General features: G+C 63.8%; 22 protein-coding genes. 12 read left to right on the top strand and 10 right to left on the bottom strand.

Annotated features, from left to right (window positions below; all coding sequences use genetic code 11):
- Nucleotides 1–187 precede the first annotated feature (187 nt).
- Both ACIQUG_RS07195 and ACIQUG_RS07190 read left to right on the top strand, forming a co-directional pair.
- Nucleotides 188–901, top strand: coding sequence for an AzlC family ABC transporter permease (locus ACIQUG_RS07195; protein WP_043615959.1), 714 nt, complete (start codon nucleotides 188–190; stop codon nucleotides 899–901).
- Nucleotides 902–903: 2 nt separating this feature from the next.
- The gene (locus tag ACIQUG_RS07190; protein ID WP_043615991.1) at nucleotides 904–1,218 is read left to right on the top strand and encodes an AzlD family protein; all 315 of its coding nucleotides are present in this window, start codon (nucleotides 904–906) and stop codon (nucleotides 1,216–1,218) included.
- Nucleotides 1,219–1,303: 85 nt separating this feature from the next.
- Here the strand turns inward: ACIQUG_RS07190 and ACIQUG_RS07185 are convergent, their stop codons facing one another.
- Complete coding sequence (locus ACIQUG_RS07185; protein ID WP_402319073.1) at nucleotides 1,304–3,139, bottom strand: aminopeptidase P family protein; 1,836 nt, start codon at nucleotides 3,137–3,139, stop codon at nucleotides 1,304–1,306.
- Between the two features lie 578 nt (nucleotides 3,140–3,717).
- Between ACIQUG_RS07185 and ACIQUG_RS07180 the strand changes: the two genes are divergently transcribed.
- Nucleotides 3,718–3,990 (top strand): hypothetical protein, encoded by a 273-nt coding sequence (locus tag ACIQUG_RS07180; RefSeq protein ID WP_402319070.1) that lies wholly within the window; start codon nucleotides 3,718–3,720, stop codon nucleotides 3,988–3,990.
- 211 nt (nucleotides 3,991–4,201) lie between these two features.
- On the opposite strand, the gene ACIQUG_RS07175 is transcribed toward ACIQUG_RS07180, so the two are convergent.
- From ACIQUG_RS07175 to ACIQUG_RS07165, 3 genes are all read right to left on the bottom strand, one after another.
- Nucleotides 4,202–5,077, bottom strand: coding sequence for a 50S ribosomal protein L11 methyltransferase (locus ACIQUG_RS07175; RefSeq protein ID WP_402319068.1), 876 nt, complete (start codon nucleotides 5,075–5,077; stop codon nucleotides 4,202–4,204).
- 161 nt (nucleotides 5,078–5,238) lie between these two features.
- Nucleotides 5,239–5,838, bottom strand: coding sequence for an SCO family protein (locus ACIQUG_RS07170; protein WP_402319065.1), 600 nt, complete (start codon nucleotides 5,836–5,838; stop codon nucleotides 5,239–5,241).
- 267 nt (nucleotides 5,839–6,105) lie between these two features.
- A complete protein-coding gene (locus ACIQUG_RS07165) occupies nucleotides 6,106–6,264 on the bottom strand; it encodes a hypothetical protein (protein WP_192446723.1) in 159 nt (52 codons plus the stop codon).
- A 369-nt stretch (nucleotides 6,265–6,633) separates the two neighbouring features.
- Between ACIQUG_RS07165 and ACIQUG_RS07160 the strand changes: the two genes are divergently transcribed.
- From ACIQUG_RS07160 to ACIQUG_RS07150, 3 genes are all read left to right on the top strand, one after another.
- Complete coding sequence (locus ACIQUG_RS07160) at nucleotides 6,634–8,733, top strand: methyl-accepting chemotaxis protein (RefSeq protein WP_402319061.1); 2,100 nt, start codon at nucleotides 6,634–6,636, stop codon at nucleotides 8,731–8,733.
- Between the two features lie 2 nt (nucleotides 8,734–8,735).
- A complete protein-coding gene (locus tag ACIQUG_RS07155) occupies nucleotides 8,736–9,200 on the top strand; it encodes a chemotaxis protein CheW (RefSeq protein ID WP_034792537.1) in 465 nt (154 codons plus the stop codon).
- Nucleotides 9,201–9,458: 258 nt separating this feature from the next.
- The gene (locus tag ACIQUG_RS07150; protein WP_043621430.1) at nucleotides 9,459–9,761 is read left to right on the top strand and encodes a hypothetical protein; all 303 of its coding nucleotides are present in this window, start codon (nucleotides 9,459–9,461) and stop codon (nucleotides 9,759–9,761) included.
- A gap of 241 nt (nucleotides 9,762–10,002) precedes the next feature.
- Here the strand turns inward: ACIQUG_RS07150 and ACIQUG_RS07145 are convergent, their stop codons facing one another.
- Nucleotides 10,003–10,497, bottom strand: a complete 495-nt coding sequence (locus ACIQUG_RS07145; RefSeq protein WP_192446720.1) for a CreA family protein — start codon at nucleotides 10,495–10,497, stop codon at nucleotides 10,003–10,005.
- Between the two features lie 153 nt (nucleotides 10,498–10,650).
- Nucleotides 10,651–11,895, bottom strand: coding sequence for a diguanylate cyclase (locus ACIQUG_RS07140; RefSeq protein ID WP_402319056.1), 1,245 nt, complete (start codon nucleotides 11,893–11,895; stop codon nucleotides 10,651–10,653).
- Between the two features lie 329 nt (nucleotides 11,896–12,224).
- On the opposite strand from ACIQUG_RS07140, the gene ACIQUG_RS07135 reads away from it, so the two are divergent.
- From ACIQUG_RS07135 to ACIQUG_RS07120, 4 genes are all read left to right on the top strand, one after another.
- On the top strand, nucleotides 12,225–12,896 hold the full coding sequence (locus ACIQUG_RS07135; protein WP_402319053.1) for a phosphoribosyltransferase: 672 nt from the start codon (nucleotides 12,225–12,227) through the stop codon (nucleotides 12,894–12,896).
- A 168-nt stretch (nucleotides 12,897–13,064) separates the two neighbouring features.
- Nucleotides 13,065–13,700: a cysteine hydrolase family protein gene (locus ACIQUG_RS07130; RefSeq protein WP_402319051.1), complete on the top strand. Its 636-nt coding sequence runs from the start codon at nucleotides 13,065–13,067 to the stop codon at nucleotides 13,698–13,700.
- A gap of 48 nt (nucleotides 13,701–13,748) precedes the next feature.
- Entirely contained in the window at nucleotides 13,749–14,210 is a 462-nt protein-coding gene (locus tag ACIQUG_RS07125) for a GNAT family N-acetyltransferase (protein WP_402319048.1), read from the top strand.
- Nucleotides 14,211–14,382: 172 nt separating this feature from the next.
- Nucleotides 14,383–14,781, top strand: a complete 399-nt coding sequence (locus ACIQUG_RS07120; protein ID WP_402319045.1) for a hypothetical protein — start codon at nucleotides 14,383–14,385, stop codon at nucleotides 14,779–14,781.
- Between the two features lie 47 nt (nucleotides 14,782–14,828).
- Here the strand turns inward: ACIQUG_RS07120 and ACIQUG_RS07115 are convergent, their stop codons facing one another.
- From ACIQUG_RS07115 to ACIQUG_RS07105, 3 genes are all read right to left on the bottom strand, one after another.
- A complete protein-coding gene (locus tag ACIQUG_RS07115) occupies nucleotides 14,829–17,294 on the bottom strand; it encodes an ATP-dependent helicase (RefSeq protein ID WP_402320605.1) in 2,466 nt (821 codons plus the stop codon).
- Between the two features lie 186 nt (nucleotides 17,295–17,480).
- On the bottom strand, nucleotides 17,481–17,888 hold the full coding sequence (locus tag ACIQUG_RS07110; protein WP_402319042.1) for a carboxymuconolactone decarboxylase family protein: 408 nt from the start codon (nucleotides 17,886–17,888) through the stop codon (nucleotides 17,481–17,483).
- 122 nt (nucleotides 17,889–18,010) lie between these two features.
- Complete coding sequence (locus ACIQUG_RS07105) at nucleotides 18,011–18,151, bottom strand: hypothetical protein (RefSeq protein ID WP_402319039.1); 141 nt, start codon at nucleotides 18,149–18,151, stop codon at nucleotides 18,011–18,013.
- 109 nt (nucleotides 18,152–18,260) lie between these two features.
- Between ACIQUG_RS07105 and ACIQUG_RS07100 the strand changes: the two genes are divergently transcribed.
- Nucleotides 18,261–18,575: an EthD family reductase gene (locus ACIQUG_RS07100; RefSeq protein WP_402319036.1), complete on the top strand. Its 315-nt coding sequence runs from the start codon at nucleotides 18,261–18,263 to the stop codon at nucleotides 18,573–18,575.
- Nucleotides 18,576–18,758: 183 nt separating this feature from the next.
- Here the strand turns inward: ACIQUG_RS07100 and ACIQUG_RS07095 are convergent, their stop codons facing one another.
- Nucleotides 18,759–19,580: a cyclase family protein gene (locus tag ACIQUG_RS07095; RefSeq protein WP_402319033.1), complete on the bottom strand. Its 822-nt coding sequence runs from the start codon at nucleotides 19,578–19,580 to the stop codon at nucleotides 18,759–18,761.
- A 314-nt stretch (nucleotides 19,581–19,894) separates the two neighbouring features.
- Here ACIQUG_RS07095 and ACIQUG_RS07090 point away from each other — a divergent pair, with 314 nt between their 5' ends.
- Nucleotides 19,895–21,076 carry an efflux RND transporter periplasmic adaptor subunit gene (locus tag ACIQUG_RS07090; protein WP_402319030.1) on the top strand — a complete coding sequence of 394 codons (1,182 nt, stop codon included), beginning with the start codon at nucleotides 19,895–19,897 and terminating at the stop codon, nucleotides 21,074–21,076.

Raw genomic sequence — 21,076 nt, 5'->3', positions numbered from 1 at the left:
CATGTTCCAAGCGATAAAGCGTACCGGTTTCTTGATCGGTGCGCCTTTTGTTCAAGCCTCGTTCGCCGAGGCATCATAAAATTCAATCATTGTATCAGCGCATTTGAATTGTTGCCGGGGGCGCAAGCGCCTATCAGTCCGGCACCGGCCGCGCGGCGCGTCATCGCCCCGGCCGGCGGAGGTTTCCATGAAAAAAGATGAATTCTGGGAAGGGGTCCGCGGCGGCTTTCCCATCATGCTGGCAGCATCGCCCTTTGGCGCGCTGTTCGGGGCGCTTGCGGTCGATAACGGCTTTACCATTGCCGATGCGGTGTTCATGAGCGCGACCGTCTATGCCGGCGCCAGCCAGATGGTCGGCATCGAGCTCTTCGGCAACCATGTCCAGCCCTGGCTGGTGGTGCTCTCGGTCTTTGCCGTCAACTTCCGCCACGTGCTCTATTCGGCCTCGATCGCCAAATATGTCCGGCACTTCACCTTCGGGCAGAAGTTCCTCGCCTTCTTCCTGCTGGTCGACCCGCAATATGCCGAGACCGAGAAGCGCGGCGAGCGCGGCTTGCCGATCACCTTTGCCTGGTATCTCGGATTCGGGCTGATCATCTACGTTCCCTGGATCATCAACACGCTGGTCGGCGCGATCTTCGGGCAGATGATCGGCGATCCCAAGGCGATCGGCCTCGATGTGCTGCTGCCGGTCTATTTCATGGGCCTTGTCATGGGCTTCCGCAAGCGGGACCGGTTTCTGCCGATCGTCATCGTCTCGGGACTGGCTTCCGTCGCCGGCATGCATTTCGTCGGCTCGCCCTGGCATGTCAGCATCGGCGCACTTGCCGGCATCTTGCTTGCCGCCATCCTGCCGCCAAGCGGACAGGCTGCCGCGCCAGCTGTCGAGAAGGAGGCATGACGATGGATCCGCAACACCTGAACCTCATCTATCTGATCGTCGCCGCGGCCGTTGCGACCTTCCTGACGCGTGTCGGCGGCTACATCCTGATCACCCAGATGAAGCAGATCCCGCCGCGGCTGGAGGCGGCGCTGAACGCCGTTCCGGCGGCCGTTCTCACCACACTCGTGGCGCCGGCCTTCGTTTATGGCGGGCTCGACGTCACGATCGCCATGTTCATCGCCTTTGCCATCGCGCTCGGGCTGAACCTCTCGACGCTGCGCATGCTTGTCATCGGCTGGGTCGTGGTGATGGTGATCCGCCACCTGGTGATGTAGGGCCAATAAGCGCCCGGTATCGGGAAAGCAAAAACGCCGCGCTCAAGGAGCGCGGCGTTTTTTATTGTATCGGGCGGCGACTGACTCAGCGTGAGAGCGCTTCCGTTGCGGCCTTCAGCCAGGCGCGGGTCTGGTCGCTCGCCAGCAGCGGCATCAGCTTTTCGCGGGTCTCGGCGTGATAGGCGTTGAACCAGGCGAGTTCCTCGTCGGTCAACAGCGCCGGCAGCACCAGGCGGCGGTCGATCGGGCAGTAGGTGATCGTGTCGAAGCCGAGCATCGGCAGGTCGCCACCGTCGACCATCGTTGCCGGCTGCACGACGATGAGGTTTTCGATGCGGATGCCGAAGGCGCCGGGGCGGTAGTAGCCGGGCTCGTTGGAGAGGATCATGCCGGCCAGCAGTTCCTGCGTCGAAAGACGGGCGATGCGCTGCGGTCCCTCATGCACCGAGAGATAGGAGCCGACGCCGTGGCCGGTGCCGTGGGCATAGTCGGCGCCCGCCTTCCAGAGCGCGATGCGGGCCAAGGGATCAAGATCGACGCCGCGCGAGCCCTTGGGGAAACGCGCCGTGCTGATCGCGATCATGCCCTTCAGCACCAGGGTGAAGAAGCGCTTCTGCTCTTCCGGTACTGCGCCGATGGCGACCGTGCGGGTGATGTCGGTGGTGCCGTTGATGTATTGCGCGCCGGAATCGATCAGGAACATGGTGCCCGCCTCGATCGCCTGGTCGGTGGCGGTGTTGACGCGGTAGTGCATGATCGCCGCATGCGCGCCGGCGCCGGAGATCGTGTCGAAGGAAATGTCCTTCAGCGGGTTCTGCATGCGTTCGCCGACAGTGGTGCGCGCCGCTTCCAATTGGTTGGTGGCAGCGATCTCGGTGACCGTGCCCGGCTGCTGGCCGTCGAGCCAGGCGAGGAACTCGACCATGGCGGCGCCATCTTGCAGATGGGCGCGGGTCGAGCCTTCGATTTCGGCCGTGTTCTTCTGGGCGCGGGGCAGGCGGGCGGGATCGACCGCCTCGACGATCTTGCCGCCCTTGGCGCGGATCAGCTCGGAAATGGCGAAGGAGGCGAGGTCCGGATCGATCATGACAGACGCGCCGGCAGTGCCGAGTGCGGCCAGGCGATCGTCGAAGGTCGACGGTGCGACGATCTCGGCGATCTGGGTGAGATAGGCTTCCTGCTCGATGCCGGTCTTGCGCTTGTCGAGGAAAAGCTCGGCGCGACCGTCGGCGTGGATGATGGCGCGAGCCAGCGGATGCGGCGTGTGCGGTACGTCGGACCCGCGGATGTTGAAGGTCCAGGCGACGGAGGAGGGGTCGGTCAGCACGACGGCTTCGGCGCCCGCCTTGGAAAGGCCGGCTGCGATCGTCGCGATCTTGTCCTTGGCGAGCGTGCCCGCATGCTCGATCGGCTGGATCGTCACCTTGCCGAGCGGGGCGGCCGGACGGTTCGTCCAGATCCTGTCGAGCGGGTTGTGATCGAGGAAGACAAGCGAACCGCCGAGGGTGGCGAGCACCTTTTCCAGCCGGCGGACTTCCGCACCGGTGTGCACCCAGGGATCGATGCCGAGCTTGAAGCCCTTGGTTCCATGGTTTTCGAGCCAGAGATGCGGCGGCTCGCCGATGAGGTCGCCACCGGTAAAGATCGCGCCATCGACCTGTTCCTTCAATTGGGTGACGTAGCGGCCATCGACGAAGACGACGGCTTCACGTTTCGTGATGAGGGCGACGCCGGCCGAACCGGTGAAGCCGGTCAGCCAGGACAGGCGCTCGGACGAGGCCGGCACGTACTCGCCCTGGAACTCGTCGGCGCGCGGCACGAGAAAACCGTCGATGCCGAGGGCCGCGAAGGACGCGCGCAGGGCTTCGGTGCGCTCCTTGCCGAACTGCGGCGTGGAGGTGACTTCAAAAGACTGAAACATGAGGGAATTCCGGTAGATTGAGCGGCAAACCGCGGGAAAAGATGGGCCATGTTAGCGGAAACGGCCCTTTGGAGGAAAGAGGCGATATCCTGCGATGGCGGCCGGATTCCCGGTTGGTGCAAAGCTGCAGTTGTGCTGCGGTAAGAGAGCAATTGCCCATTTACCATACATATGCGCTCAGTGCATGGCACCCATGCTCAGAAAACTCTTTCTCTATCGGAATAATAGTTTATAAGCCGCCTCAACGAACACGGACGAACATCCGGTGGTTCAAAAAGCTGCGGTTCCGAGAATAGTTGGTCACTCTGTTCTCCTCCTCCCTCAAGGGTGGTCAGCTTCGGAACAGTAGACGCCCGCTCGAGCACTCCTCCTCCTCAGGCTCGCGGGCATGGTTGGCCACAAGCCAACCAGCAGGCGATGCCTCTGGCATCGCCTTAGTTTCGAAAGGCCGCCCGTCATGAAGGACGAGGCGGCCTTTTCGTTTTTCCCGCAGCCCGCTAAACCGCAGAGCCGACATTATCCCCCGTGCTTCCGGTGCGTTTGATGAATCCCACCCAGCCCTTGATGAGATGGATAAGATGCAGCGAGAGCCCGCGACTACAGACAAACGGGTCAAACTCCTTCAGGGCAACGACAACCTGAAGCGCGTTTGGATCGTTCAGCGCGAAGACGGCGCGTACGTTATCAAGCCTGAGGAGTGGTATCAAAACGTGATCGACGGAGAACGTATCGCTGAAGGTTGGAAGCCGATTTATGGAGACTTCGGTCTCTTTGGAGGCGCGGACTTAGCCGAGCGCGAAGCACTGGTCGAGTTTGATTGGTTGACAGAAACCCAGCGTCCTTCGGTGTAAAGCCTCCCAATACGCGCAAATCCTGGCGGCAATTGCTACCTAGTTTTCATGTCGATCCAAATCCCAGGCCGTAGCCCATCCCCGTCCCACGCGGGCGGAGGGGGTGCACGGTGGCGGTCGTTGTGATTTGGAGTTTAATCTCTGAGTGGAGTGGCGCCGCAAGCCGCTTCCCCGGTTGGCCGGGTAAGGGGCAGCGCCAATCGTTACCCGCTCACTTCTCCAGGTGAATCGTCACCCAGCCGTTGCGCCAGATGGTGCGCACGTGGCGCAGGTGCTGGCCGTTGTAGTGGGCAAGCACCTTCCAGCGCTGTTCGGCGAGAATGCCGGACAGGATCACCGAGCCGCCGGGGGTAAGGTTGGCGACGAGTTGCGGCGCCATCTTCATCAAGGGGCGGGCGAGGATGTTGGCGATGATGAGATCGAACGGGCCGTTGGTGCTGAAGGCTGTCGAGTGGAAGCCGGGGGCGGTCGCAAAGGTCATGCCGGTCACGACGCCGTTGACCCGGGCGTTCTCCTCGGCGACGCGGGTGGCGATCGGGTCGATGTCCGTCGCAAGCACCGGCACGTGCATCAGCTTCCAGGCGGCGATTGCGAGCACGCCGCTGCCGGTGCCAAGATCGAGCACGTTCTTCACGGTGCGGGTGCGCGCGACGGTAGCCAGCACTTCGAGGCAGCCGGCAGTCGTTCCGTGGTGGCCGGTGCCGAAGGCCTGGCCGGCGTCGATCTCGATGGCGATCTCGCCGGTCTTGACCTTTTCGCGGTCATGCGAGCCATGCACGACGAAGCGGCCGGCGCGCACCGGCGCCAGACCCTCGAGCGACTTGGCGATCCAGTCGATATCCGGCAGCACTTCGCGCTCGATCGGCAGATGGGCGAAGTTTTCGGAGAGGGCCTCGGTGAGACGCTCGTTCACGCTCTCCTCGTCGACCATCATCATGTAGATCGAGGCTTCCCAGATGTCGCGCTTCTCGTCGACTTCCGTCGTGCCGATGGCATAGTCCTCTTCGCCGAAGACCTCGCTCATGCGGTCGAGCACGGCTTCCGCCTGCTTCTCGGTGGTGGTGACGAAAAGTCTGATCTCGCTCAAGGGTCCGTCCTTCGGCTGGCAAATCCGCCGCTCGCACCAGGCTGTGAAAGGGGTGCGCTCGAGCGTCGGCAATCGTGTGCTGTGCGCTATCACGATTGCCCTGCAAAGGCAAAGCGCCGGACGGGGCCGGCGCTTGCATCTTCAGGTCAGGATCGAAGGGCTCAGCCCTTGGTCAGGTTTTCCAGCTTCTTGACCGCCGTCTCCGGGTTCTCCTCGTAGGCGATCGTGCCGGAGAACTTGCCGTTGGCGTCGAGCAGGAACACCGATGCGGTGTGGTCCATGGTGTAGTCGCCGTCGGGCTTTGCGGCGTCGACCGGAACCTTCTTGGCATAGACGCGGAAGCCCTTGACCATTTCCATGACCTTGTCGGCCGGGCCGGAAATGCCGGTGATGCGCTTGGAGACGTTGGAAACGTACTGGCCGAGGATTTCCGGCGTGTCGCGCTCGGGATCGACGGTGATGAAATAGGCCTGCAGCTTGGTGCCGTCAGGATCGACCTTCTCCATCCAGCCGTTCAGCTCGAACAGCGTGGTCGGGCAGACCTCGGGGCAATGGGTGAAGCCGAAGAAGAGCGCCGTCGGCTTGCCGGTGAAGGCCTTCTCGGTGATTTCCTTGCCGTCCTGGGCGACCAGCGTGAAGGGAACGCCGAAGGGGCCGGATGCCGCCTGTTGCTTCGACTGGGTCATTTCATAGGTCAGCCAGCCCAGGATACCCGCCATGACGACGACGGCGGCCCAGAGGACGATGCGGATGGTTTTCATGCGTGCTACCGATTTTGTTGGGGCCGAAGACGGCCGTGTCCGGTTGATCGGCCCTTGATACCGCCTTCACGGACCCCGCGCAAATGGGACAATTGCCGCAGGTTGTGGCGGTGCATTGCGGTCGGGAACGGCCCGTCAGCCCGCTGTCGCGATCTTCTCCCATCATGACGGGGAGAAGGGGCCGTATCGCAATCTCGCGCGTCAACACTGTCCGGGGAGAACTTAAAGGTCAGGGGCGGCGTCCGGTCTCGGCGACGCTCGTCTATGCTAGAGGCACCAGGAAAGCCCGGACTGGGCAAGCGCCAGGAACATCTCGGCGCCGTTTTCCATCCAGCCGCGGAAGGCGAGCAGCAGCACGACGGCGATCGCGGTCGCAAGGGTTGCGGCGAGGGGAAGGCGGATCGAGCGCGCGGTCTTCGTGTTCATGGCGTCATCATAGCAGTTCGGGCGGCAAGGGGAAGCGGACGTGCTTGCCGACGGACCGTGGTTCTGCATGGGCCCGACCAGACCGGGGTGAAAAGCGGCGGCCGGCGTGCCGATGGATTGTGCCCTTAAATGCCGGGAAAACCGGCGCTTGCAGCAAATATGCGCAAACTCGAAAATAAGGCGTTTTCCCTGGGGATCCATGGGGCGCCTTAGCGAATGTTTAAGGTCTGTTTGACAGTGTTTTTCCAGCGCGGGGGAGCGTTGTGCTCCGACATGACATGAGGTCATCCGGTTTGATCGAGCCCGGTTTTCCGCATCGATCCTAACGGAGGATCCGGCCCGCGCCGGGTCCGTGAGCATGGACTGTCTATGACTGCCGCATCTTCCCCATTGAAGCGCAATCTTTCCGTAAGCCAACGGCTGGCAACGCTTGCCGGTGCCGCTTTCGTCGGTTTCGGCTCCGTGCTCGGCGTCGGCTGGTACGAGGGCCGCCAGGCCAACGATGCCCTGCAAGGCGCGCTCGCCGCGCAGAACGGGCTGACCATGGTCGACGAGGTCCGGCTTGCGACCACCAATCTCGTGCTCAATGCGATGGACAGCATCATCGACCGCGAGGAGGGCGCGATCCAGCCGGCGCGCGCCGCCAGCATCGCCGAGATCCTGAAGCTGCTCGAGACGAAATCGACCGACATCAAGGCGCTTGCCGGCCTGCTCGGCCGCAGCGATGCGCTTTCGACCTTTGACGCCGATGTGGCCGAACTGCGCCAGGCGATCGGCACGGACCTGAAGGCGCTGATCGAGGGCAAGGCTTCGGCCGACGACTTCGGCAAGATCGACGACGCGATCGACGGCGCCGGCGAACGGGTGGCTCAGGCGCTCGCCAATCTCTCCGAGGCGGCAGCGACGCTGGTTCAGACGCGCGTCGCCGAGGCGCGCGCCACCTCCGACCAGGCGTTCCAGCTTCAGCTCGCCTCCGGCCTCCTTGCCATGGCGACGCTGCTTTATCTGCTCTGGTTCCATGGCAGCACGCTCAGGCGGGGCATTCTGTCCTTGCGCGACGGCATGCAGCGGATCCAGAAAGGCGAACTTTCGACCAGGCTGGAAGCACTCGACCGTGGTGACGAACTCGGCGCGATGGCGCGCTCCGTCGACCTCTTCCGCCTGTCGGCGATCGAGAAGCAATCGCTCGAACAGAGTGCGGCGATGAGCCGTCGCGAGATCGAAAAGGAACGCGAGCAGCAGCAGAACGAGCGCGAGGAGGCGGTGCGCCGCATCCAGGCGGCGATCGACAGTCTCGGCAGGGCGCTGACGCAGCTGGCCGACGGCGATCTGGCGGTTGCCATCGACCGGCCGTTCGACGGAAACCTCGATCAGCTCCGGCAGAACTTCAACCAGACGGTCGAGCGGCTGCGCGTCGTGCTGTCGAGCGTCAAGGACAATGCGCTCTCGATCGAATCCAACGGCAAGCAGATGCGCACCGCCGCCGACGACCTGGCGCGGCGCACCGAGCGCCAGGCCGCGTCGCTGGAACAGACCTCGGCCGCGCTCGACGAAATTACCGTGACCGTGCGCACCGCGACCCAGCGCGCCGAAGAGGCGAGCCAGATGGTCGACCAGACGCGCACCAATGCCGAGGAGTCCGGCCGCATCGTCGGCCAGGCGATCGCCGCCATGGCGCGCATCGAGGGTGCTTCGAACGAAATCGGCAAGATCATCAACGTCATCGACGAGATCGCCTTCCAGACCAACCTTCTGGCGCTGAATGCCGGCGTCGAGGCGGCACGCGCAGGTGAGGCCGGCAAGGGCTTTGCGGTCGTCGCACAGGAAGTGCGCGAGCTGGCGCAGCGGGCAGCCGGTGCTGCCAAGGACATCAAGGCACTCGTCAGCCGCTCCGGCACCGAGGTCGGCTCAGGCGTCAAGCTGGTGCAGGCGACCGGCGAGGCGCTTGGGCGGATCGGCACCGATGTCGCGCGCATCAACGAATTGATGACCTCGATCGTGATGGCGGCGCGCGAGCAGTCGACCGGCCTCAACGAGATCAGCACGGCCGTCGGCCAGCTCGACCAGATGACGCAGCAGAACGCCGCCATGGTCGAGCAGACCAATGCCTCCAGCCACACGCTGGCGCAGGACGCCGAGCGACTGACGGACCTCGTCGGCCAGTTCCGCGAGGGGCACACGATGCAGCGCGCCATGCCGACGGCGGCACCGGCGCCCGTGACGCCGGCGGCAAGGACCGCTGCGCCGGTGCAGGCAAAAGCACCTTCGGTTTCAGCCGTTCAGCGGCCGGCAGCCAAGGGCACCAGCGAAGCGGTGCCCCTGCGCAAGATCGGCACGGCCAAAATGGCCTCGTTTCCAACTCCATCCCCCGCCAAGGCCCTGATGGGCAAGCTTGCGGGCGCATTCGGCAACAAACCGGGCTCGGTGCCGTCGACGACGGCCTCCGGTGAGAACTGGGAAGAATTCTGATCATGAGCAACGCAATCAAGCAGTCCGGTGCCTATCTCGAAATCGTGTCGTTCCACCTCGGCGACCAGGAATTCTGCATCGATATCATGGCGATCCGCGAAATCCGCGGCTGGGCGCCGGTGACGCCGATGCCGCACACGCCGCCCTACGTGCTCGGTCTCATCAACCTGCGCGGCGCGGTGATCCCGGTCATCGACATGGCCGCCCGCCTCGGCATGAAGATGACCGAGCCGTCGGAGCGCTCGGCGATCATCGTTACCGACATTGCCGGCAAGCTTGTCGGTCTGCTCGTCGAGCAGGTCTCGGACATGATGACGATCAAGAGCGAAGCTTTGCAGCCGGCGCCGGAGATCATCCCGGAAGCGCAGCGCGCCTTCTGCCGCGGCATCGTCGCGCTCGAAAAGACCATGGTCTGCTTCCTCAACCTCGACACGGTCATCGCCGACGAGCTGGCCCAGGCCGCCTGAGGCAAGCTTGTTTGCCGCTTGAGAAAGCCCCGGCGCATCGGCGCCGGGGCTTTCTTGCGTTTCGGCATGATTTCGGCCCGGTTTCGCCCGTTCTGGAACGATACGGTCAAGTTAAACTTCGGCAATGAACTTCACGCTTGGGGGATGCCATTGTGACAAAACGTCATGCGGCCGGCGACGATACTTGTACTAACTTATGATTGTTGCTGGTGCCCGAACGGAGGCCGGGTGCCTGTCTCGCAAACAGGAGTTGAACCTATGACAATCTCTCTCAGGAAACTCGCCGCCGTGCTCTCCGTTACGATGGTCATCGCCGGACCGGCTTTGGCCGATAGCTACTATCCGGGCATCGACGTCAACAACCCTCCCGGAACGATGAACACGCACAAGACGATGACGCCGATGAAGCGGCCGACCGCTTCGGTTGACACGATGTCGACGGGCAGCATCAACAGAACAGCAGCACCGACCCCGGTCTATCGCGACCGCAATCCCTATGGCCAATACCAGGGCGGTGATGGCGATTACTACCAGGGCATCGTTCCGCCGACGGCCTACTAGACTATCCCGCTCCAGTGAAAACGCTTGAAGCGGACAGACGATTTGAAATGAATGTGCCGGGACGTCCTTGTGCGTTCTCTTGAACGCACGGCACTTCAGGCATGCACGAAAGCGGAACGGGTTGCTCCCAGACTTCTCCCTGTTCCGCACCGAAGAGGTTTCGGAAGCGCCTGCGAAGGGGCAGGCGCTTTCAACCTTGACCGATCGCCTTGCACGCCGATGCCGGCGGCAGGGGCCGCTCCTACTGCGGCTTGCCGTTCTGCCAATTGACCGTCTGGCCGTAGAGCGGAATGGTGGTGATCGACATCTTCGCCGAGCCATCCGTCAATTCGCGCGAATGCGCCAGATAGATCAGCGTGTCGTTCTTGCGGTCGTAGATCCGCGTGACGAGCAGGTTCTTCCAGACGAGCGACAAGCCGGCGCGAAACACTTCTTCGCCTTCCTTGGAAAGATCGATATCGCCGATTTCGATCGGGCCGGTCTGCCGGCAGGCGATCGAATTGTTCGACGGATCCTCGAACCAGTTGCCGTTCTTCAGCCGGTCGATGACGCTGCGGTCGAAATAGGTGACATGGCAGGTCACGCCCTTGATCTTGGGGTCGGTGACCGCATCGATCATGATGTCGTTGCCGAGCCAGTCGACCCCGACTTCGCCCACCGTTTCGGCGCGGGCAGGCAGAGCTGCGGCTGCGATGGCGAGGCCGGCAAAAAAGAGCGCACGAAGCGAACGCGACATGGATGTCCTCCTGCAGCGCCTGGCGTCTCACGCAAGGGCGCCGTATCGATATGAATTCGCGCGTGTTTTCACCGGGAGGGCCCCTAAGAAACGTGCGCGCGGGCAGCGAGGTTCACATAGGTTCGCGAGTTCGCTTTACAAGGCGCCGCCGGCTCAGGCGGTGCCGCGAAGCAACTGCGGCTCGAGGTTTCGGGTCTCGGCGGCCCGCATCTGCGCAGCGGCGGCGGCAAGCGCCCGTGCGCTGGCCTCGGGCTGGAAGCGGCCGGCGATGGTGCAGCGGTCGCGGCCGTCGGCCTTGGCGTCGTAGAGCGCCATGTCGGCGCGGATCATGATGTCGCTGATCGTATCGCCGGGCTCGGCTTCGGCAAGGCCAATGCTCACCGTCAGCCGGATCGGCCGGTCGAAGCGGCCGATCGGCGTATCGCGCACGGTGCGGCCGATCTCCTCGGCCACCGCAAAGGCGGCGTCCTCCGAGTGGTTGGGCAGGACGATGCCAAACTCTTCGCCGCCGATGCGCCCAAGCGTGCCGCGGCCGCCGAGACAGGCGGCGACGGTGCCGGCGAAATGGCCGAGCGCCGTGTCGCCAACCGCGTGGCCGTAGCGGTCGTTGATCTGCTTGAAATAGTCGAGATCGAGCAGCAGGAAAGTGACGGGCCTCTGGCGCGCGAAACCGACGGCCAGGGTGCGTTGTCCAAGGTCGAGCAGGGCGCGGCGCGACAGGGCGCCGGTCAGCTCGTCGCGGGCAATGGCGCTCTTGAGGTCGGTGATCACCCGGTTCTGGATCATCAGGATCACGCCGAGAAACAGCACAGGGAGGTAGAAATACCTGAGCGCGACGCAGGCGAAGTCCCAGCTGGCCGAGGCCAGCGGGGTTTCGGCGGTCCCGTGGGCAATCGGCGAGAAAATCGTGACCGCGATCAGGGCGGAACAGCCGATGGCGGCACAACCGATGATGCAGAGGCGCTCGATCGGCCCGGGTGCTGCGCGCCGATGCTGCGAACAGACGGCGATGATCAACACGAAGGCGGCGGCAATGCCGACGGCCGACAGCGCATGCAATGTCGCGCTCTGCGGGCCGAAGGCGGCAATCAGCAGCACCACGGCCGAAATCGAGGCGGCTGCGACCAGCGGCGTCGACATCGGCCGGAGGACGCCGAGCGCCCGGTGAAAGCCCGAGAGCACGAAAAGACAGGCGCCGACGAGAAAGACGATGCCGATCAGCGACAACGGCCGCAGCGCCGGGATCTCGGACAGCATCAGAAACAGCGTCGCCGCGGCTGCGATAGCGCAGGCGGCTGCGAAATCCGTGCCTCCCTCGACCATCGAGGCCCGCAGGGAAATCAGCACAGGGAGCATCGCCAGAAGAGCGATGATCGATATGGCAGGGAGAAAGCTCATTTCGAAACGGCCTGTCGTGCTAAAATCAACAAAGGCGGCTTGCGTCTCAGCCAGATATGTGACGCCAATTGGTAGCGATGGCGCCTTAACGAAACCCGGCGAAATCCGTTGCAATTTTAGCGATTGGCGGGGATTGGCGCGGTTGTTCACAGCGGCGCCGGATCAACCGGGAGAGGGCGCGCCGACAGGCGATGAGGCGTGCGCGAGCGGCGGCGCGGACAGGCCCGGTTGATGATCTTCAGACCGTGCGATCGGAGCCCTGGCCGGGCACTTGTGCCCCTGTTTTCAGGCCCGATGATGAAGCAGGAGAACGAGCCGGGAGAGGCGACGTGTTCACGGCAACATGGCTCTTCGAGGACAGGGCGGATGCCGGGCGCCAGCTGGCGCGCGCGGTCGAAGACGAGCGCCTTGACGATCCGCTCGTGATGGCGCTGCCGCGTGGCGGCGTGCCGGTCGCCTATGAAGTCGCCATCCATATCGCCGCGCCGCTGGAAATCCTGATCGTGCGCAAGATCGGCGCGCCGGGGCATGAGGAATTCGGTCTGGGCGCGCTGGTCGACGGTGAAGAACCGGAACTGGTGCTCAACCGTCGGGCGATCCGGCTGGTCCTTCCGCCGAAAGGTTATCTGGAGGCCGAGACCGAGCGCCAGCGCGCCGAGATCCTGCGCCGCCGCACCCTCTATTTCGGCGACCGTGCGCCGACGTCGCCCCGGGACCGCGACGTGATCCTCGTCGACGACGGTATCGCCACCGGCGGCACCGTGCGCGCAGCGATCAAGGCGCTGCGGCGAATGGGGGCAGGACGCATCATGCTTGCCGTTCCGGTGGCGCCGAAAAGTGAGCTCGCGGATTTGCGCAGCGAGGTCGATCGTGTCGTCTGTCTCGCCACCCCCTTCGCCTTCCGTGCTGTCGGGCTCTACTACCGCAATTTCGAGCAGACGGCGGACGAGGAGGTAATTGCGTTGATGGAGAAGGCGCGGCTGCGCAGCGAGCGCGATTGATCCTGTTCCGGGCAAGCCCGGCTCCGGTTGCCGCGACTTTCGCCAAGCATCCGAATAGTTGCGCGAGGCCGCTGAAACCGTCTTGCAAGCCTCCTTCTACCGCGCCACATTCCGGCGCGCGATGTTGCCGGGAGAGGGGCGCCGGAGGAGGCGCCCGGAGGAGATGTCATGGCCGCGAAACTGGAGATCGGAAAGACGCTTGAGGATTTCTGCCGGCCCGAGCGAATGGCGCTTATCGTCTACGACATGCAGGTGGGGATTACCAATCAGGTCAAGAACGGCCCGGCGGTGCTGTCCAAGGTGCTGAAGGTGCTGGACGCTGCGCGGGCCGGCGGGTTTCCGGTGATTTTTCTTAGGCATCTGTCGATGCCGAAGCCGCTGATGGGCGCCTTCCAGCTGCGCCAGGCAATGGCCTGGCAGCGCACCGATAATCCGGATGCGGTGCATCCCTGGTTCCTGCGCGGCACGCCGGGCTTCGAACTGGTGCCGGAACTTGCCCCTCGCGACGACGAGGCGATCATCGACAAGATCACGTTTTCCGCCTTTGAGGGTACGCCGCTCGCCATGATCCTGCGCGACCTCGGACTGACTTCCTTTGCCATTTGCGGCATCGCCACGGAAATCGGCATCGACCCGACCGTGCGCCATGCGACCGACCTCGGCCTCGTGCCCGTCGTCGTTCGCGACGCCTGCGGGGCGGGGCATCACGATGCCGGCGAACGCGCGATGGAAAACATCGCCTTCATGGGCGATGCGATCATGACCGACGTTCAGACAATCACCGCGGCGATGACCAAACGGTAACACCGCTTCAGCTATTCCTTCGATTTCATCCCGTTTCAGGATCTTGCAATGACCGAAAACCTTCACATCCGCCCGATCGCCCGCACCGACTACGAGCAATGGCTGCCGCTCTGGGACGGCTACAACGCCTTTTACGGCCGCTCCGGTGAAACGGCGCTAGACCCGGCGATCACTGCGATGACCTGGTCGCGCTTCTTCGATGCCTATGAGCCCGTTCATGCGCTGGTGGCCGAAAGCGAAGGGCGGCTGATCGGGCTGACCCACTATCTCTTCCACCGCTCGACGACGATGATCCAGCCGAATTGCTACCTGCAGGACCTCTTCACCAATGCGGAGGCGCGGGGCAAGGGCGTCGGACGGGCGCTGATCGAGGGCGTCTACGAGGCAGCACGGGCGGTTGGCGCGCCGCGCGTCTACTGGATGACGCACGAAACCAATGAGACGGCGATGGTGCTCTACGACAAGGTGGCGGAGAAGTCGGGGTTTCTGGTGTACCGGAAGGTGGTGTGAGAGCGTCTGTCCCGGACCCGGCCGATAAGAGCACAAGTTTCTCATGCCTCGCCGTTGATTTCATCATTTGTCGCGGCCGGCGGAGGCTGACATCTTCGACCCCGACCGGGCGCGAACGCGGCCCGGTTTTGCGTCGAGGATGTTTCCGTTGTCCAATGCCTGGCCTTTTTGCGTGTCCGGTCGAACCGCGGCGATCCTTCTTCTTCTCGCCGGCCAAGCCGTGCCGGCGATGACGGAGGCAAGCGATCTGACCGGACGACGCGGCCTTGCCGGCGCGGAAGAAACACCGGCAGAGGTCGTCGGCTGCGACGGTCTTGCCGAGACGCTTGGCGGGCTGAAGCTACCGGACGAGCGCGTCGACCTTTGGGCGTCAGGGCCGCTCACCCTGGTCGAGACCGACAAGGTGCTCTGGTATCTCGCCATCTGCGCCGAGCCGGGGATCCGGGTACTGTGCGTCACCTATTCCGACAACGGCATGAAGGTGGGCGAGCAGGCCACGCTTCGCGGCGCGATGCGGATGGAGGATGACAGGCACGTGGTGCTTGATCCGTGCCTGGCGTCGCGGGATTGAAGGTGCCGGCCCGTACTTCGGCGGCCTGATCGTCGCGCCTTTTCCCGTCACGCCTTCTCGACAAACCCGTCCAGCACGCGCTTCTGGCCGGCGCGGTCGAAGTCGATGGTGAGTTTGTTGCCTTCGATCGCGGCGATGTTGCCGTTGCCGAACTTCATGTGGAAGACGCGGTCGCCGACCGAAAAGCGCGACGGTTCGGTGGCGGTCGATTTCGCCACCAGTTCGCCGTCTATGGTGCGGCCGCGCGGGCCGCTTTCACCGTAGCCGATGCGCTCGACCGCATGGCCGGAGCGGGTGCCCCAGTTGTCGCGGGTGGCGTCGGAACGGTTTTGCTGCGCGCGCTTCCAGCCGGGCGTCGAATAGTTGTTCTGGAAGGGGTCGGCCTTGTCGAAGCGCGACTGGCCGTAGCCGCCGCGACCATAGCCGCCATAGGGCTGCTCGTTTTCGGCGACGTCGACATGGGCAAGCGGCAGCTCCTCGAGGAAGCGTGACGGCATGGTCGACTGCCAGAGGCCGTGGATGCGGCGGTTGGAGACGAACCAGATGTGGCAGCGATGCTTGGCGCGGGTGATGCCGACATAGGCAAGGCGGCGTTCCTCTTCCAGACCGGAGCGGCCGCCTTCGTCGAGGGCGCGCTGGTGCGGGAACAGGCCTTCCTCCCAGCCCGGCAGGAAGACGGTGTCGAACTCCAGACCCTTGGCCGAGTGCAGCGTCATGATCGAGACCGCGTCGAGGTTCTCGTTCTGCTCGGCATCCATGACCAGCGCCACGTGTTCGAGGAAACCACGCAGGCTTTCGAACGCTTCCATCGAGCGGATCAGTTCCTTCAGGTTTTCGAGCCGTCCGGGCGCTTCCGCCGTCTTGTCGTTCTGCCACATGGCCGTATAGCCGCTCTCGTCGAGGATCTGCTCGGCAAGCTCGGTATGCACGGTGGTCTCGAGCAGGCTCTGCCAGCGGCGGAAATCGGTGACGACGTCGAACAGGGCTTTCCGCGCCTTCGGCTTCAGCTCGTCGGTCTCGATGATCTCTGAAGCGGCGGCCAGCATCGGAATGTCGCGGGCGCGGGCATAGTCGTGCAGCGTGCGCACCGTGGTGTCGCCAAGGCCGCGCTTCGGCGTGTTGACGATGCGCTCGAGGGCCAGATCATCGGCCGGTTGGCAGACCAGGCGGAAATAGGCCATGGCATCGCGGATTTCGAGACGCTCATAGAAACGAGGCCCGCCGATGACGCGGTAGTTGAGGCCAAGCGTGACGAAGCGGTCTTCGAATTCGCGCATCTGGAAGGAGGCGCGCACCAGGATCGCCATGTCGTTGAGCTTGTGGCTCTTGCGCTGCAGCTGCTCGATTTCCTCGCCGACGGCGCGGGCTTCCTCTTCGGAATCCCAGGCCGCGTGCACCTGCACCTTCTCGTCATCCGGGTCGGTGCGGTCGGTAAAGAGCGTCTTGCCGAGGCGGCCCTCGTTGTGGGCGATCAGATGGCCGGCAGCACCGAGAATATGTTCGGTCGAGCGATAGTTGCGCTCGAGCTTGATGACCTTGGCGCCCGGAAAATCCTTCTCGAAGCGCAGGATATTGTCCACCTCCGCGCCGCGCCAGCCATAGATCGACTGGTCGTCGTCGCCGACGCAGCAGACGTTCTGCGGGACGCCCTTCGGCCGCTGGGCGAGCAAGCGCAGCCACATGTACTGGGCCGTGTTGGTGTCCTGGTATTCGTCGACCAGGATGTAGCGGAACTTGTCGTGATAATCCTTCAGCACGTCTGCATGCATGCGGAAGATGCGGATCGGGTGCAAAAGAAGATCGCCGAAGTCGCAGGCGTTCAGCGTCAACAGCCGGTTCTGGTAGGCGGCGTAGAGCTCGCGGCCCTTGCCGTTGGCAAAGGCGCGGGCGTCGCCCTCGGGGATCTGGGCGGGATCGAGGCCCTTGTTCTTCCACCCGTCGATCAGGCCGGCGAACTGCTTGGCGGGCCAGCGCTTGTCGTCGATGCCTTCGGCCTGGATCAACTGCTTGATCAGCCGCACCACGTCGTCGGTGTCGAGAATGGTGAAATCGGAGCGCAGGCCGACGAGTTCGGCATGGCGGCGGAGCAGCTTGACGCCGATCGAGTGGAAGGTGCCGAGCCAGGGCATGCCTTCGACCGCATGGCCGACGAGCACGCCGATGCGTTCCTTCATCTCGCGCGCTGCCTTGTTGGTGAAGGTCACCGCGAGCATCTGCGAGGGGAAGGCGCGGCCGGTGGTCAGGATATGGGCGATGCGCGTCGTCAGCACCCGGGTCTTGCCGGTGCCGGCGCCGGCGAGCACCAGCACGGGTCCGTCCAGCGTCTCGACGGCTTCGGCCTGTTCCGGGTTGAGGCCTTGGAGATAATCCGGGCGCGGCTGGGCGCGATCACGCGCCGCCATGGCGCGCGCAGCAATGCCGCCAGTTGCCGGAACACCTGCGGGGGCGGGCTGCTGCTTGCGCGGCGCCGGCTCCTCGTCGAAGAAGGGAATGTCGTCGAAACCACTCATCATGCGGCTCAATGTAGTGATTCGGTGGGGAAAGGCCAGAAAGGATGTTCTTCTTTTATTCCGTTTTCTGCGCCAGTCGTACCAAGCCTGTGGAAAGACAGGCGATTTCGAGACCGCTTATTCTTGGGCCTGTTTCGTTTGTCGCATGTCGTCGCCACAAAACCGCTTCACACTTTTGCGCGACATGCTTCACCCAGCCGTTTTGTCGAAAGCGGGATCGACAGGCACCTGCAGCGCCGTCGCCAGTTGGTTGGTGCGGGCGGCAAGCGAGATCACCCGGAGCAGGTCCGCGTGCTCGGCATCGCTCATGCCCTTGGCTTTTGCCGCCGCCGTATGGGAATGGGCGCAGTAACCGCAGCCATTGGTGACGGAAACGGCGATGTAGAGCATCTCCTTGACCAGCGGATCGAGGGCCGAAGGTGTCGCCATCACCGCCTTCACGTCGCGCCAGGTCTGCTCCAGTAATTCCGGGTCGAAGGCGAGCCACAGCCACATATTGTTGATGAAATCGGACTTGCGGGTGGCGCGGATATCGTCGAACACGGCCTTGACGCGTGGATCGGCTTCCGGAAGTGGGGGCGGGGTTACGGTGCTCATGGGGCTCCTTCGCTGTTGTTGGTGGTGGCGGCACGTGGGCTGGCCGGTCGCTTGCTGCGACGACGATAGCCGACGTTGCAGCGATTGCCAGCGCTGCGTTTGAGGAGCCGTCGCCGATGCGTTCAATTGGGGATTTCGCTGCAGGGCTGAATGTTGGAGCCGAACGGTCCCGTCGTAAACAGCACGCCCTTGCTCGAACCCTGATAGGCGTTGCCGTTCTGCGTGACGATGAAGACCCTGCGGCCGCAAAAGCCCGAAAACAACCTTGCTCTCGTCAAACGTGTTCCAGCCAAAAGCTGGTTGTGCTCCATAGGTCGGTGACCTAGAAGTAGCTTCGGACGCTCGAAGCGGCGTTCAGGCAGGAGCCCGACCATGATCAAGATGAGCGTCTACTATCCGGCCGATGGTGGCACGAAGTTCGACCACGACTACTACCGCACCACCCACATGCCCTTGCTTCAGGAGCGGCTGGGCGATGCCTGCCTGCGCTACGAGATCGACAAGGGCCTTGCGGGGCGCGAGCCTGGAAGCGCGCCACAGTTCGTCGCGGCGTGCCACGTCTACGCGCCGAACCTCGAGGCATTCCAGCAGGCGTTAGGTCCCCACCGCGCCGAGATTTCCGCGGATGTCGCCAACTATACGGATATCGCGCCCATCGTGCAGATCAGTGAAGTCGTTGAAGGTTAGGGTGCTTCGGCGCGTCAGGCGTCGCCGTTGACCTTTTCGCGATCGGCGTCGTGTTGGCGCACCGTGATCCATGGTGACGCAGCCGGTGCCGAACTGGTCGACGATCGCGAGCATGTGGTTGCCGTTGAAGCGAACCACCTTGCTCCCTTTAAGCTCGCCTCAGCCAAAACCTTGGTCCGTGACCTAGGCCAGCGCGAAAACGCGCGCCGGGCCGCCAGTGCCGCCGCGGTGTTTCGGTGCGCCGAGGATGAGCGTTGCGCCCTTGACCGGCAGCTTGTCGAGATTGGCCGCGGCCTCCAGCCCCCAGCGTCCCTCCGGCAGCCAGGCATAGTGCGTGGCGAAATCGGGCGAGGGGCCGTGGTCGAGCGAGAGCGTATCGACGGCAATGCCGGCCGCCTTGCTCTCTTCGAGGAGATATTTGGCCGCCTCGACGTGAAAGCCGGGGAAGTGCAGCTTGCCGGCGCCATCGGCATTGCGGAACTTGTCGGTGCCCATATGCGCGCCCCATCCTGACAGCATGGCGACGCAGGCGTTTTCCGGGATCTCGCCATTGGCGGCGACCCAGGCCTTGAGATCGTCGGGCGTCACCTGCGCATCGGCGTCGTTCTCGGCCTTCTTTCTGATATCGACGATCACGAGCGGCACCACCAGCTTGTCGACGGGCAGTTCGGCGACGGAGAGACCATCGGCCGAGAAGTGCAGGGGCGCATCGACATGGGTGCCGGTGTGCTCGTTCACCCGGAGCTCGAACATGTTGAACTTGTCTTTGGCGTAGTTGAATTTCTCCTCGCGGAAGAACTGCTGCTGGCCGAAGAAGGTCGGGAAATCCTCGTGCAATTCATGGGTCAGGTCGGTGACGCTTGAATGCCCCTGCGCCAACGCCGGCGGTGCCGCGCCCACGCTTGCGGCGGCAAGGCCCGCGGTTCCGACCGCGGCTGCTTTGAAGAAGCTGCGGCGCGAAAGCATGCGCTCTTTCACCGTTTCCATGACACAGGCATCGCACATCGACTTCTCTCCCCCAAGAGGCCTGAAGACAGGCGCTAAGCCGGCCAAAGACGCTGCCGGCGGTTGCAGGATAGCGCAGTGTCGGCGGCTGTAAATGGCAATTGTCTAGTGAATTTCTGGACAAAGCTGCGATGGGTCGAACGAAGCGTCGGTGCGTCATCATCCCGCCAACAAATTCGCTTTTATTACAATTGCGTAATGATGGTATTCTGTCATTGCCCCGACACGTGCGAACAGGGATACTCCGGGCAATCGGAACGAACCGCCGGCCGCGCCGCGCTGGGGCGTGTTTTTTGCTTAATTCGGAGACTTGAATGCGGGTTTGGAAACAGCTTGCGGTGAGCGCCGCTGTGCTTCTCGTGGGCGCAGGCGTCTGGGTACGGTTTGTGCCCGGCGCCGGTGAAACGCTGGCGGCGATCGGTGTTTCACACCCGCTGATCGATGCCTTGTCCAAGCCTGGTGCCGAAGGCGGCGCGGGCGGTGAACGCGGCAATGGCCGCGGGCAGGGCGGCAACAATGCCATCCTCGTCATGGTCCGCCCCTCGGGCACGTCTGTTGTCAACGACCGGCTGAACGCGATCGGCAACGGCGAGGCGATCCATTCCGTCACCGTAACGCCGACGGCAACCGGCAACCTCACCGAAATTCTCGTGCGCTCCGGCGAAAAGGTGGCGCAAGGCCAGGTGATTGCCAGGCTCGATAGCGACGACCAGAAGATTGCCGCCGACCAGGCGCGGCTGACACGCGACAGCGCCCGCGAAAAGGTCGAGCGCTACCGAAACCTCAGCACGGCGCGGGCGGTGTCGGCGGTGGATGTCCGCGACGCCGAGATCGCCATGCAGACCGCCGAACTGGCGCTGAAGACCGCCGAGCTCGACCTCAAGCGCCGCGATATCGTGGCGCCGTCGAAGGGCGTGGTCGGCATCATCACCGTCAATGTCGGCGACTATGTCACGACCACGACGCCGATCGCGGTCGTCGACGACCGCTCGGAAATCCTCGTCGACTTCTGGGTGCCGGAGCGCTTCGCCAACAAGATCAGCGTCGACCAGCCGGTCACGGCCTTCGCCATCGCCCAGCCCGGCAACCAGCTCGACGGTGCGATCCATGCGATCGACAACCGCCTCGATCAGGCGAGCCGGACGCTGCGCGTGCGCGCACGGCTTGAAAACCCTGACGACAAGCTTAGGGCAGGCATGTCCTTCTCGGTCACCGTCGCCTTCGACGGCGACACCTATCCGACGGTCGATCCGCTGGCGATCCAGTGGAGCTCGGAAGGCTCCTACATCTGGCGCGTTTCCGGCGACAAGAGCGAGAAGGTGCCGGTCAAGATCATTCAGCGCAACCCGGACAAGGTGCTGGTGGACGCAGCCCTTAAGGAAGGCGACGAGGTCGTCACCGAAGGCGTGCAGCGCCTGCGCGACGGCGGCGCCGTGCGCATTGCCGGCCGCGAGAACAAGCAGGAACCGCAGAAGGTTGCGGAGGAAACCAAGTGA

The organism is Ensifer sp. NPDC090286 (assembly GCF_044769565.1).
Lineage (GTDB): Bacteria > Pseudomonadota > Alphaproteobacteria > Rhizobiales > Rhizobiaceae > Ensifer.
Note: the sequence above shows the minus strand (reverse complement) of the source record. Positions and strands in the feature narration are given on the sequence as shown.

Bases quoted from the DNA above. Each gene is read 5' to 3' on its own strand.
- ACIQUG_RS07195 (WP_043615959.1), top strand. From the start codon at position 188: ATGAAAAAAGATGAATTCTGGGAAGGGGTCCGCGGCGGCTTTCCCATC.
- ACIQUG_RS07190 (WP_043615991.1), top strand. From the start codon at position 904: ATGGATCCGCAACACCTGAACCTCATCTATCTGATCGTCGCCGCGGCC.
- ACIQUG_RS07185 (WP_402319073.1), bottom strand. From the start codon at position 3,139: ATGTTTCAGTCTTTTGAAGTCACCTCCACGCCGCAGTTCGGCAAGGAG.
- ACIQUG_RS07180 (WP_402319070.1), top strand. From the start codon at position 3,718: ATGCAGCGAGAGCCCGCGACTACAGACAAACGGGTCAAACTCCTTCAG.
- ACIQUG_RS07170 (WP_402319065.1), bottom strand. From the start codon at position 5,838: ATGAAAACCATCCGCATCGTCCTCTGGGCCGCCGTCGTCGTCATGGCG.
- ACIQUG_RS07165 (WP_192446723.1), bottom strand. From the start codon at position 6,264: ATGAACACGAAGACCGCGCGCTCGATCCGCCTTCCCCTCGCCGCAACC.
- ACIQUG_RS07160 (WP_402319061.1), top strand. From the start codon at position 6,634: ATGACTGCCGCATCTTCCCCATTGAAGCGCAATCTTTCCGTAAGCCAA.
- ACIQUG_RS07155 (WP_034792537.1), top strand. From the start codon at position 8,736: ATGAGCAACGCAATCAAGCAGTCCGGTGCCTATCTCGAAATCGTGTCG.
- ACIQUG_RS07150 (WP_043621430.1), top strand. From the start codon at position 9,459: ATGACAATCTCTCTCAGGAAACTCGCCGCCGTGCTCTCCGTTACGATG.
- ACIQUG_RS07145 (WP_192446720.1), bottom strand. From the start codon at position 10,497: ATGTCGCGTTCGCTTCGTGCGCTCTTTTTTGCCGGCCTCGCCATCGCA.
- ACIQUG_RS07140 (WP_402319056.1), bottom strand. From the start codon at position 11,895: ATGAGCTTTCTCCCTGCCATATCGATCATCGCTCTTCTGGCGATGCTC.
- ACIQUG_RS07130 (WP_402319051.1), top strand. From the start codon at position 13,065: ATGGCCGCGAAACTGGAGATCGGAAAGACGCTTGAGGATTTCTGCCGG.
- ACIQUG_RS07125 (WP_402319048.1), top strand. From the start codon at position 13,749: ATGACCGAAAACCTTCACATCCGCCCGATCGCCCGCACCGACTACGAG.
- ACIQUG_RS07115 (WP_402320605.1), bottom strand. From the start codon at position 17,294: ATGATGAGTGGTTTCGACGACATTCCCTTCTTCGACGAGGAGCCGGCG.
- ACIQUG_RS07110 (WP_402319042.1), bottom strand. From the start codon at position 17,888: ATGAGCACCGTAACCCCGCCCCCACTTCCGGAAGCCGATCCACGCGTC.
- ACIQUG_RS07100 (WP_402319036.1), top strand. From the start codon at position 18,261: ATGATCAAGATGAGCGTCTACTATCCGGCCGATGGTGGCACGAAGTTC.
- ACIQUG_RS07095 (WP_402319033.1), bottom strand. From the start codon at position 19,580: ATGTGCGATGCCTGTGTCATGGAAACGGTGAAAGAGCGCATGCTTTCG.
- ACIQUG_RS07090 (WP_402319030.1), top strand. From the start codon at position 19,895: ATGCGGGTTTGGAAACAGCTTGCGGTGAGCGCCGCTGTGCTTCTCGTG.